At 51.8% G+C, this 12,046-nt stretch carries 8 protein-coding genes; 6 read left to right on the top strand and 2 right to left on the bottom strand.

Annotated elements, in window-relative coordinates; translation table 11 throughout:
• Positions 1 to 394: 394 nt before the first annotated feature.
• The 4 genes from C5Y83_RS23610 to C5Y83_RS23595 all read left to right on the top strand — a co-directional run bounded on the left by C5Y83_RS23610 (position 395) and on the right by C5Y83_RS23595 (position 5,103).
• On the top strand, positions 395 to 2,188 hold the full coding sequence (locus C5Y83_RS23610) for a hypothetical protein (protein ID WP_105332262.1): 1,794 nt from the start codon (positions 395 to 397) through the stop codon (positions 2,186 to 2,188).
• Positions 2,189 to 2,443: 255 nt separating this feature from the next.
• The gene (locus tag C5Y83_RS23605) at positions 2,444 to 3,445 is read left to right on the top strand and encodes an alpha/beta fold hydrolase (RefSeq protein ID WP_105332261.1); all 1,002 of its coding nucleotides are present in this window, start codon (positions 2,444 to 2,446) and stop codon (positions 3,443 to 3,445) included.
• Between the two features lie 123 nt (positions 3,446 to 3,568).
• Positions 3,569 to 4,249, top strand: a complete 681-nt coding sequence (locus C5Y83_RS23600; RefSeq protein WP_158262489.1) for a DUF2461 domain-containing protein — start codon at positions 3,569 to 3,571, stop codon at positions 4,247 to 4,249.
• A gap of 86 nt (positions 4,250 to 4,335) precedes the next feature.
• Entirely contained in the window at positions 4,336 to 5,103 is a 768-nt protein-coding gene (locus C5Y83_RS23595) for a DUF1080 domain-containing protein (RefSeq protein WP_158262488.1), read from the top strand.
• On the opposite strand, the gene C5Y83_RS23590 is transcribed toward C5Y83_RS23595, so the two are convergent.
• Positions 5,100 to 6,236, bottom strand: a complete 1,137-nt coding sequence (locus C5Y83_RS23590; protein WP_105332258.1) for a Gfo/Idh/MocA family protein — start codon at positions 6,234 to 6,236, stop codon at positions 5,100 to 5,102. The genes C5Y83_RS23595 and C5Y83_RS23590 overlap by 4 nt on opposite strands.
• Positions 6,237 to 6,256: 20 nt before the next feature.
• Positions 6,257 to 8,278 (bottom strand): WD40 repeat domain-containing protein, encoded by a 2,022-nt coding sequence (locus tag C5Y83_RS23585; protein ID WP_105332257.1) that lies wholly within the window; start codon positions 8,276 to 8,278, stop codon positions 6,257 to 6,259.
• A gap of 461 nt (positions 8,279 to 8,739) precedes the next feature.
• Between C5Y83_RS23585 and C5Y83_RS23580 the strand changes: the two genes are divergently transcribed.
• Positions 8,740 to 9,129, top strand: coding sequence for a response regulator transcription factor (locus C5Y83_RS23580; protein WP_105332256.1), 390 nt, complete (start codon positions 8,740 to 8,742; stop codon positions 9,127 to 9,129).
• A 731-nt stretch (positions 9,130 to 9,860) separates the two neighbouring features.
• The gene (locus tag C5Y83_RS23575; protein ID WP_105332255.1) at positions 9,861 to 11,915 is read left to right on the top strand and encodes a PrkA family serine protein kinase; all 2,055 of its coding nucleotides are present in this window, start codon (positions 9,861 to 9,863) and stop codon (positions 11,913 to 11,915) included.
• Positions 11,916 to 12,046: the final 131 nt, after the last annotated feature.

Raw genomic sequence — 12,046 nt, 5'->3', positions numbered from 1 at the left:
GCAATCCAGTTCTTGCGCATGGTTTTTCTCGTCCTTGGCGAGCAATCTTCAAATTGGGTAACCGCGCGTTCTATCTGATACGCCCCATTATCGCGGACATTCGAGGAAATACCAAGGGAATTTCGCGATTCACGGCCCCGCAGTGGGTCATGCTATCGCTTTTCCAACGAACAACGGGTTGATCACTATCATCGGTCAAACGGCCGCGACAGCAGCGGCTTTCCCGTGCACCACGGTACAATAGGTTCGTCTGGAAACGTTCGGCCACTTGTTAGGGATACCCCAGCGGTATATTCCGCTACAATCTTGAAACTTTACCTGATCGAATCTGGTATGAAGTTTTAGTACGTCAGCTCAGAAACCGTTCTCTGTTCACCACTTAAGGTGCTTTGCAATGCGATTCCCGCCCACCCTCTTCAGTCTGCTCCTCGTATCTTTGGTGGCTGCCAACTGCTTAGCGGCCGAGCCTAATGCCGCTCAGATCATGTCAGACCAGACGGTTGCCTTTATCCGGGTGGCCGATACTCAGGATTACGTCAAAAAGCTCGATCAAACCGCAATTGGGCGTGCCGCGAACGACCCTCAGATGAAGCCGTTCGTCAACGGCATCTGGCAGACCATCAAACAATCGATAGCCGACGCCGAAGAGCGAAGTGGTATCACCTTGGAAGAACTGCTGAGCATTCCCCAGGGGGAGCTTGCTATCAGCGTGGTCGCGATGCAGGAAGGTGTTCCCGGTGTGGTGATCTTCTGCGAACTGGGGGACGACACACGTGTGACCGAGAAAGTTTTGGACCTGCTGGAAAACCTGGCCGCGAATGACGGTGCCCCGGTCGAACAAAACAAGTTCAAAGACTCCGAAATCATGTTGATCCATGGTCGCGGCGGCCCCTTGGCAGTCTGCATCCACGACAACACCTTGTTGGCCTCGAATCGCATCGAAGCGCTCGAAGATATTATTGATCATTGGGAGGGTACACGAGAAGACAGTTTGGCATCGGATGATCGTTTTCGCACGATTGTCGCCTCGTCGCGCGGCACCAAGGATGAGCCTGCCCAGATGGTTTGGTACGTCAATCCAATGGAAGTCCTTCGTTCGATCGTTCGCAATCAAGACGGCGGCGGGTACATCATGGCCTTCATGCCCGTGCTCGGGTTGGACGGCGTGAAAGCCGTCGGTGGAAGCACGATCTTAGCAGCCGAGGAATTCGATACCATCAGCCATTTTCACGTGATGCTCGAACGCCCGCGAACTGGGATCATCGAGATTATTCAGATGAAGAATGCTTCGACCGAACCAGAAGCATGGGTCCCGGACGACGTTACCAATTACATGACGATGAACTGGGAAGTTGATAAGAGCTACAAAGCGATCGAGAAGTTGTACGATAGTATCATTGGCGAGGGCAAACTGGCCGACGACATCGATCGCCGCATCAATCAGCCCACCGGGATCGACTTCAAGAAAGAAGTAATTGACAACCTGGAAGGCAAGTTCACGCTGGTTCAGTGGTACGAACCGCCGGCTCGAATTAACAGTCAGGCTACGTTTATCGCCGCCAAAGTTAAAGATCGAGCCGCGATGCAGCGAACGCTCGACGGTCTTGTGGAAGCTTTGCCACGCTTAAACGATATGGTCGAACGTCGGAATTTCGGCGATGCGACTTTCTTCCAACTGAAGATCGCGGATGCTCCGATTCCAGAAGATGTCTCTGACGAACGTCGGCAACGCATGCAGAATCGTCGTTCGCTTCGTCCCCATCCTTGCTTTGGCTTGATTGGCGACTTTGTATTCTTCGCGGATCGACCCGGCATCGTCGAGCATGTCGCGCTAACGCAGGGTGGCGACACGCCTCGTTTAGCGAATGATCTCAGCTTCAAGCTGATGATGAATCGTTTGCTCGAGCAGGCCGGGGAACGAAAAGTTGCCATGGTCAGCTTCTCGCGTCCGGAAGAAGGACTACGGATGTTCTACGACCTGATCCAAGCCGATTCGACGCGGAGCTTCATCAACGGCCGCGCTGAGAACAACAACTTTTTCAGCAACCTGGAAGGCAACTTGAATGCCAATCCGTTGCCCGATTTCAAGGTCATCTCGCAGTACCTTGCTCCCCAAGGTTCGATCATGGTGGATGATGAAACAGGCCTGCACCTGATTCAATTCTCCTTGAAGCGATCTACGGATTAACACTCAGAGCGTTCCTCCACGATTCCCCACGCCTCAGCGTTTTTAGCTGGGGCGTTTTTATGCGCCCGTCATCGACGAAACTGGCACGTTCCGCTAACGGAGCGTTTTCATTTCTTTGCGAAACATTTCTTCCGTACACCTTTTGCAACGGTCTGGTTCCCCGAGACGGAAGGATTGGCTGAAGCCTCTTGGGCGCTACAATCCGAGCGAGAACTAGCTGTCCCTAGATGTGCCCAACAATTGAGAAGAGACTGTATGACTCGCGTTCTAATCCTGGCGATCACCATCATTACTGGGCTGGCAAGCACCGCTGTGGCGCAACAAGACGCCCTATCGTTCGACCAGCGGCTCAGCGGCTACGACTATCCCTTTCCGGTTAAGACGTACGATTTCAGATCGCAAGGACACGATTTGGAAATGGCATACATGCACCTCCCGCCCACCACGCAAGGGATGCCAAACGTTGTTCTGTTGCATGGTAAGAATTTTAACGGGGCCTACTGGCAGCGTACGGCGAAGTGGCTTCAATCGCTCGGTTACGGTGTGGTGATGCCAGACCAGATTGGCTTCGGCAAATCAAGCAAACCGAAGGATTATCAATACAGCTTCGCAGCACTCGCCAACAATACGCACGGCTTGTTGGAATCTCTTGGAATCGAAAAGCCGATCGTTGTCGGTCATTCCATGGGTGGCATGCTGGCCTCGCGATATACTCTGCTCTACCCAGACTCCACGCAGCAACTGATCCTCGTCAATCCAATTGGCTTGGAGAACTATCTCCAATATGTCCAGTACAAGGACGTCGATTTCTTTTTCCAGAATGAATTGCAGCAGACGCCTGAGAAGATCGTCGCTTATCAAAAAAAGAACTATTACGACGGTGCCTGGAATGAACAATACGCTGCCCTCACCGAGCCCTTGGTCGGTTGGGTGCAAGGACCTGACTGGAAGGATCTAGCTTACGTCAACGCGCTGACCTACGACATGATCTTCACCCAGCCGGTCGTCGAAGAGTTTAAAGACTTCCAGGTGCCAGCAACGCTTATTGTCGGAACCCGCGATCGCACTGGCCCCGGCCGAAACTGGAAACGCGATGGTGTCGAATACGAACTGGGACGTTATGACGCGATTGGTCCGAAGATCAAAGGCCGAAATCCCGACATCGATGTCATCGAACTTCCCGGTCTCGGCCACCTGCCACAGATCGAAAACTTCGAGATGTTTCAGGAAGCGTTCAAGCTGGCGTTACCAAAATGAGCATTCTGTCTTCTTAAGGAAGCGGGCATATGTGGTGACGGTGGTTCGAATGAATTACAAATGAAGACTTTAGTGAGCAGGTTGCCCTGCTCCGCAAGCGACTCATCTTATTCAATCAACACGATGACCAAATTTGGATTCGCGAAACGCTCGTTCCAACTGCTGGAAGAACTGCACGACAACAACAATCGCGAGTGGTTCCAGCCCCATAAGCAGGAAATCCGTGAACTGTTGCAAGATCCATTCGCGGATCTGTTAGAAGTTACGTCGCGCAAGTTGAAAAATGCCCGGCGGCCGATGTCTGGCAGCAAACAGACCATGTTCCGCATGAATCGTGACGTTCGCTTCTCCAAAGACAAACGTCCCTACAGCGAACACGTGAGTGGTCTGCTGACGCCGTCCGGCTTCAAGAAAGACGACACCGCCCTGCTCTACGCGCACCTTGCTGCCGATGGCGGATTTATCGCGGCAGGTTTCTATCAATTGGAAACAAGAGTCTTGAATTTCTTTCGCGATCGTATCCTCGAAGATGCGAAGCAATTTCGCACGATTACGAAGAAGCTGCTCAAGTCCGGTTACGAATTCGCCCAGTTCGAGCCACTTAAATCGATGCCGCGTGGTTACTCGCAATACTCCGATCACGAACACGCCCCTTACCTGAAGCTGAAGTCCCTGGTTGTTACGCAAAATCAAACACCTAACGTCTGGATCGACGGGACGATCGTAAACCAGCTGGTCAAACTGCATAAGGCGAGTACGCCACTCCTGGAATTTGGTTTGGATGCGATCAGAGCTGGCCTCTGAAACCGCGTCAATCGAATTGAGACGGGGATCGTGATAGAATGATGCGATCTTACCTTCCCCCCACAATCCCTTCCCGGAAGCTCAACATGCCCACGTTCCGTCTGGCTACTTACGCGGTCATTACTCTTTCGCTGTTCACTTGCCACAGCTTCGCGGGCGAATTCCAGCCGACACAGTCGCCGCTGCCAGTTCAGCCGCCGGAAGATGCGATTGTGCTTCTCGGCGAGAATCAGAATGGATTCTTGAGCAAATCTGGCGGTACGATCGATTGGCCGAACGAAGATGGCGTGGTGACATCGACTCGTGGCGAAACACGTTCCAATCATATCGTCTCGCAATTGCACTTCCGCGACGCCGACATTCATGTCGAGTTCCTGCTTCCGGAAAAGGGAAGCGGGAATAGCGGCATCTACATTCATGGCAACTACGAATTACAGATCATCGACTCGGCCGACAAAGAAAAGCTCGACCAGGGAGACATGGGCGCCGTCTATGGTTTTGCCCCTGCGTTGGTGAATGCCGCCAAAGGCCCTGGAGAATGGCAAGTTTATGACATCCGCTACCAAGCCCCTCGCCGCGATAACAATGGGAAGATCACTGAAGAAGGTGAAATCACTGCCTGGTTAAACGGAAAGAAGGTGCAAGACGCCACGAAGCTCAGCGAACCGCGCTCGAACTATCATCCCTTTCGCTATCAGACAACACCTTACCTCGATGCCATCGCCGAGCAGCAGCTAAAAACATCGATCGGCCCCGTCTTTCTACAAGATCATGATAACCCGGTGCAGTTTCGTAACGTGTGGGTGAAGCCGCTGGATAATCAGGCGTTTTCTTACCAGCCTGAAGAGAACTAGTCGCATGGACTCGGCATTCGCCGAACCTCCCCCGGCACAACCACCTCCCCGGTTTCCGCACTGTGAACCGCCGCAAAGCAGGTCGCCAGACCAGTAAGGTTCTGCCCAGCACTGTTGGTCGGTTGACGGTTTTCCGCGATCGCCGATAACAACTCGCCCATCGTGCCGTGAAAGCCATCGGGGAACCAGCATCCTTCGAGTTTCGGCTGGGCAATTCCTTGTTTGGTGGAAAGCGTAAGCGTTTGCTCTCGCTCGTGCGGACCGGTGCTAAAAATGCTTCCTTCATTGCCCGCCAGATAAGTACTTTCCTGTTGGCCATACGGTGTGGCTGCATCGTAGGTGAGCGTGACTTGGGTGTGCGGGTAGAGAATCGTTACGTTCGCTGACAGTGGCGGCATTAGCGTTTGATCGCTGGTGCGTGTGGTTGAAGCGAAGACTTTCTGCGGGTTCTCACCGTCAAGCAGATAGTTAACGAAGTCGAACGCATGGATTGCGAAGTCGTAAAGAAGCAAGTGTTTGATGTTCTCGAACGGTGTCCCAGCGACCCAACGATGATCCCAACGTTTGGAAACGTGGACACCATGAAGTCGCCCTAGTAGACCAGTTCGATAAGCCTCACGCGCATAACTGAAGTGAGGAGCCCAGCGGGCATTCTGGTTCACCGCGAGCAGTCGCTTCTTTTCGTCCGCCAAAGCAACCAATTGCCGCCCGACGTCGAGATCCAGCACAAACGGCTTCTGACTTAAGACATGCTTTCCAGCATTGAGTGCCGCTTCAATCAGCGGTGGCCGGACCTCCGGGTGAGTTGTAATATCAACCACCTCAATATCGTCGCGGGCAAGAAGGTCGCGGAAATCAGTGTAGATGTCGGCCTCAGGAAAGTATTCCTGCTGACGCTTCTCAGCATTGCTACGAATCACATCGCACAACGCTGCGATATCGTACTTTGCGTTTCGGTAAGCGTTGAGATGTTGCCCTGTGATTCCGCCACAGCCGATTAGCCCAATCCGCGGTCGATAATCAGGGGGATCGGACGGGCGATAGGGAAGATCGGGAGCGATGATTGTCTCATTTGAATGGTCAGGCTTGTTGGATGCTTCCTTCGACGAGCCTACCTTCCTTTTGGCGGTCATAAATCCTTCTTTGAATCTTCCTATTTTGCCATTGCCTCGAACTTTGCTTTCCTTGCATCGGCGATCGCTTTATCGATTAACTCGAATTTCCTCGGCCAGATCTCTGAACTTGGCTTTACATCCAACTCGAGAAACTTGTCAGCGAATTTGCGTGCCATCGCTGCATCATTCAATACATTGGAGGCAAAAATTCCAAGATTTAATGCGTTATGGTTGGACTTCTGCTGCCCCAGCAAAAACATCCCCCGTAAAAAACGCTCGTGATCACAAGCAGGATCTTTAAGGATTTCCGTGACACTCGTGTATCTCGAAACGTAACGAAAGATTTGAGCGTAAAGGATATCTCCTTCGTCTCCACCCACGTTTTCCGCCATTTTACTAGCGAACCGAGCCGTATCCCCTGGCTCTCCTCCCCAGCGAGGTAACCTTGCCACTGCTTCCTCGGAGTAGGTGCGATGATATTTTGGCCACTTGGCGGCAGAAGCGCGGAGATAACTTTCGATTACGGCAGGCTCCCATTGAAAATTCTTGCCGGCCATAATGGCACAGGTGTAAGCTTCCGCTGGAACGTCCTCTTGATCGAAGATCGGCTCAAGAACCTCCCAGGCCCGTTTCATGTAGTCCTCATACTTGACGGCACCTTTCTCGGTAACAGTTGAGGCCGGCCCGTTACCTCGATGCAGATAGGCAGTTCGATAGTAGACATGAAACATCACCAAACGCATGAACTGACAATCCTCGGCATGGCTCGCGATCCAGTCTAAGTAACGCGAGTTACGTTCTTCCTTGGGCAGATCAACCTCTTCGTAAGTGACCAATTCGTCGATCAGATACGAAGTTGGAGTCTCGTGAGAACTGTACCGAAAATGATCGATCTGCCCATTCCAACGCCGGGCAATTTCTTCAATCACGTCGAAACGCTCTTCGGCGATGAGTTCGTTTACGCGACTTTTCGTCCCCTCGATTATCCCCATTCGGTCACCGGTGAGTTGCCAGAGCGAAGCATTGTCCCCCTTACAAGTGACCAGCATACGTTCCTCGTCGGGAAACAGATAACACACGGTACCGGGATAAATAACCTCCATCCATGTCGCGTTTGCTACTCTTTCATCAGTCTTCGTGTCGTAAACTTCTAAGGATTCGCGGTCCATCCGCCAAAACGTCTCGCCAGAGCGATCGAAGGCCATGGCGATGCCACCTCTTTGCTCAAGCGGCATCGTCTTGAAAGTCTCCCCGTTTGGGCCAGTCTCCACCCTTCGAATCCAATATTTCGATGCCGCATCTAGCAGCATGATGTAATTGGGGCCCGATTTCATCCAACCAAATGTATAGCCAGCGCGAATGGGAGAGTCACTTTCATCGAGTGGACCTTCTGAGCTGAATTGGTGAATTTCTGGCCTATCGCGCATGTTGAGCACTTTCCACCACCGATTGTTGCTAGTCGCAGCCATCAGAACATGTTTGATGATTTTGGTATCGATACCAGGATCGATCTTCGTAGTCCTCTGAAGTAGAGGTGTAATGAAAGAGAAGCCTTCCATGTCAGCGCCAAAAACCTGGCTTCCGTCGTATGTGAACCCGACGGTAATTACAGCTAAGTCTCGCAATTGATGAGTGATGAGAACTTCCCCCGTCTTTCCATCCAGCACGGCCACCTTGCCGGCGTTGTATCCAATCGCGGCATGCGCACCGTCCGGCGATATAGCAATCGAGCGAACATTCTCTGGCATGTCTTTCCGTAAGAGAGTCCACAACTTCTTGCGATTCTCAACGTCCCACAGAAACACATCTTCTGATTCAGTTTGGCAAAACAGTAGTCGTCCGCCATTTGCTGGCGATTGCGCAACGACACCGAATTCTTTCAAAGGAATGTCAGCGATCTTCTCGAAATGAAATTTGACTGGGTTCTCAATTGGATCAAGGACTTCCCGAGCCATGCGAGCAACTTCCGTTGTTGACTCGGCGCACTCTGAGGTATCTGAACCGAACAGCACAACCACAATAAGTCCTGCCGCCCACACCAATGGATTGAGTTGCCGCATGTATAAGTCCTTTCGCTGACAGGGGAAATAAATCCCCCAAAATCTACTGCCTGAGTATTGAGCGACTCATGATACCCCGATCGGACGGCAGCTTCATCTTTTATTTTCCTTTCCCAGTATTTTCTAACGCCAGTGCAGTATGACTGACCCTGGAAACTCCGTTCTTAATTGATTTGCAGGTAAAAACAGACTCCGCATTCCTTGCATCAAAGCGTCGCGAAAGTGCTTGAGACAACCGCTCCCACTGAAGCTCCTAATTCGCGATCGATTGGGAGAACGCTCCATTTCCCCACCGATGTAGGTAAACCCTGCGGATTAGGAACCTTACGTGTGCCCCGAGGCACTGCCGAAATCGGTTGCCTACCGTTGCGATTGGGTGCTAAATCGAGTAGTAGTATAAAATTACCGATGGACAACGTATTCGCTTCGACAACTCTCTTTTCACAAAGCAGCCACTCGTAATGAGCGAAAAGGAAGCCAAGACGGCCGATCAGAAGACCATTCTGCTGGTGGACGACGATACCGAAATCGTTGAAACCATGCGTTTCGCTCTCGAGGGGAACGGATATCGTGTGCTGGTTGCCCGTGACGGCAATCAAGGTCTCGCCTTGGCCGAACGAGACGATCCTGATTTGATTGTCCTAGACATGATGATGCCTAAGCGCAGCGGCTTCCTCGTGCTAGAGAAATTGCGACAGACCAACCGCGTGCCGACCAAGGTGATCATGGTCACCGGCAACGAAGGCAATCGCCATAAGGCTTACGCTGAGATGCTGGGCGTTGATGACTACATCCGCAAACCTTTCCCGATGGATCGACTGCTCGAAGCGGTCCGGAAGGTATTGGGTTAGTTGCAACTCGTTCGTTAAGCGCACGATCGGCTGAGATGTGGGAGCGCATTCGCCGATGCTCCGATCAAGTTAAGCTGTGGAATTTGGGCGAAATCACTTCGCTCAATCACGCTGATTTGGACGTTGCAAAGCGATATCTTGCGATTACTTTCTACCGATCGCCCTAAGACGTACGATATCGCGTTTTCTGGCCAATTTCTGATCACTAACACCATTTGGTTTGCTTCTATCGCGCGCAAACTTCTCTATTTTGAAAAAAATACGGGCATCCGATTTCTGTCTGACAATCGCACCGAAAGCGAAGCTAATTGCCTAGTTACAACTAGTGCCATTTTTCACAAGCCGCAGCCTTTCAAAATTCGATCCAATCTTTCTATTGCTTATATTCACCCTTCGGTCGATACTTCAATGAAGGGAAGGCAAAGTGATCTTGTAGCCGATCCGACGCAAATTCTTCCCATTTGTTCTTTCTTCGCGACGTTCTTTCTCAATCGCGCTCGGCGTTTGGCAACCTTTTATCCGAGATGTTGCGTGCGCATGCGCGGACCGAGAGAATAAGCAAGTAAGATACGACTTGGCAAGAATCGCAGAATTCGTCATACAAGACCCAACTGCCCCATCCCCTAGAGCTTTCGTGGCCAAGATTGGCTATCGATCTTGGTCGCGGTCTCATTCCTAATTCAGGTCTACCGAGTTGGACTCGGTAACCAAACTCAGGAGGGATCAGCAATATGGCCGGCGGTCGTGAAATCGTTTCTTTCCTGGCAGAACGCCAGAACCTGGATCAGTTTCGCAAAAAGAACTGGCAGGGAACGTTCGAGGCGTACCTCGATCTCATTGCGGAACATCCCGCCATCACGCGAAATGCCTTTCAGCGTTGCTACGACATGATCCTTTCCTACGGGATCGATACGTACGAAGTATCGCGTGAGAAGAAGGTTCATTATCGCTTCTTCGACGATCCGCTGGATGGTGGTCGCGATGCGATCTTCGGCCTTGAAGACGCCCAGGTCTCGCTGGTCAACGCATTGAAAAGTGCCGCCCACGGTTATGGAATCGAGAAGCGTGTACTTCTCTTACATGGACCGGTCGGTAGCAGCAAAAGCACCATGGCTCGCTTGCTCAAGAAAGGGCTCGAACGGTACTCCGCCACAGATGAAGGTGCCATTTACTCGCTGGGCTGGATTGATCCCCACAAGCCGGACGACATGTCTGCCGTTCACTGGTGCCCGATGAATGAAGAGCCGCTGCATCTAATTCCAGAAGAGTTCCGGGCTGATATCGCAGCACAACTAACCAATCCAGCAAAACAGAGTGAGTACCCCCTCAGCATCTCCGGCGAACTCTGCCCCTTCTGCCGGTTCATGTACATGGACAGCCTGGCACGACATGGTGGTGATTGGACGAAAGTGATTCAGGACGTGCACGTCCGCCGTATCCTTCTCAGCGAAAAGGATCGTATCGGTATCGGTACCTTCCAACCAAAGGACGAGAAGAACCAAGATTCGACGGAACTCACCGGCGACATCAACTATCGCAAGATCGCCGAGTACGGCACAGATAGTGACCCACGTGCATTTAACTTCGACGGTGAATTCAACGTCGCCAACCGTGGCATCATCGAGTTCATCGAAGTGTTGAAGTTGGACGTCGCGTTCCTGTACGACCTGCTAGGTGCCAGCCAGGAACACAAGGTGAAACCAAAGAAGTTCGCTCAGACCGACATCGACGAGGTGATCCTCGGTCATACGAACGAACCGGAGTATCGTCGACTTCAGAACAACGAGTTTATGGAAGCCTTGCGAGATCGTACCGTTAAGATTGACGTGCCATACGTTACCAAGCTCTCCAATGAAGTAAAGATCTACGAAAAGGATTACAACAACCAAAAGGTCAAAGGGAAGCACATTGCCCCGCATACCATCGAAATGGCCGCAATGTGGGCAGTCCTAACTCGGTTAGAAGAACCAAAGAATGCCAGCCTGACGTTGATGCAAAAGCTGAAGCTTTATGACGGCAAATCACTGCCTGGTTTCACCGAAGAGAACATCAAGGAACTCAAGTCTCAAGCCAAACGGGAAGGGATGTTGGGCATCTCGCCTCGTTATGTCCAAGACAAGATTTCCAACGCACTCGTGGCACATCCCGACGCGACTTCGATCAACCCATTCATGGTGTTGAACGAGCTCGAGTCGGGTCTCGGCAACCATTCGTTGATCACCAGCGAAGACCAGCGCGATCACTATCGCCAACTGCTCGAGGTGGTCAAGGAAGAATACGAGAACATCGTCAAGAACGAAGTCCAACGCGCCATCGCCGCAGACGAAGACGCGATGATGCGACTCTGTGCCAACTACATCGATAACGTCAAAGCGTACACCCAGCGTGAGCGTGTGAAGAACAAGTTCACTGGGCAGTACGAAGAACCAGATGATCGTTTGATGCGATCGATTGAAGAAAAGATAGACATTCCCGAGAGCCGTAAAGACGACTTCCGCCGTGAGATCATGAACTACATCGGTGCTTTGTCAATCGATGGTAAGAAGTTCGATTTCAAGACGAACGAACGGTTATACAAAGCTCTCCAGTTGAAGTTGTTCGAAGACCAGAAAGACTCGATCAAGCTCACTAGTCTCGTCTCCAGTGTCATCGACCAGGAAACGCAAGAGAAAATCGACGTGGTCAAGCAACGACTCATCCGCGACCACGGTTACGACGAAGAGAGCGCGACCGACGTGCTCAATTACGTCGCCAGCATCTTCGCTCGAGGAGATGTGACCGAATAGCAAGCTGCCACAACCACTCACAACGAGGTGCCATGCGAACGTCCTCGCTTGGTAGTTGCTGTATGCTGCTTTCCCTGTCAGGGCCAAGCAAGCGACACAGCCGTCCATGAAGACGAGAGCATGGCACCCGT

The organism is Blastopirellula marina (assembly GCF_002967765.1).
GTDB lineage: Bacteria > Planctomycetota > Planctomycetia > Pirellulales > Pirellulaceae > Bremerella > Bremerella marina_A.
Note: the sequence above shows the minus strand (reverse complement) of the source record. Positions and strands in the feature narration are given on the sequence as shown.

Excerpts from the sequence above, each read along its gene's own strand:
- C5Y83_RS23600 (WP_158262489.1), top strand. The coding sequence starts at position 3,569 with ATGACCAAATTTGGATTCGCGAAACGCTCGTTCCAACTGCTGGAAGAA.
- C5Y83_RS23590 (WP_105332258.1), bottom strand. The coding sequence starts at position 6,236 with ATGACCGCCAAAAGGAAGGTAGGCTCGTCGAAGGAAGCATCCAACAAG.
- C5Y83_RS23580 (WP_105332256.1), top strand. The coding sequence starts at position 8,740 with ATGAGCGAAAAGGAAGCCAAGACGGCCGATCAGAAGACCATTCTGCTG.
- C5Y83_RS23605 (WP_105332261.1), top strand. The coding sequence starts at position 2,444 with ATGACTCGCGTTCTAATCCTGGCGATCACCATCATTACTGGGCTGGCA.
- C5Y83_RS23575 (WP_105332255.1), top strand. The coding sequence starts at position 9,861 with ATGGCCGGCGGTCGTGAAATCGTTTCTTTCCTGGCAGAACGCCAGAAC.
- C5Y83_RS23610 (WP_105332262.1), top strand. The coding sequence starts at position 395 with ATGCGATTCCCGCCCACCCTCTTCAGTCTGCTCCTCGTATCTTTGGTG.
- C5Y83_RS23585 (WP_105332257.1), bottom strand. The coding sequence starts at position 8,278 with ATGCGGCAACTCAATCCATTGGTGTGGGCGGCAGGACTTATTGTGGTT.
- C5Y83_RS23595 (WP_158262488.1), top strand. The coding sequence starts at position 4,336 with ATGCCCACGTTCCGTCTGGCTACTTACGCGGTCATTACTCTTTCGCTG.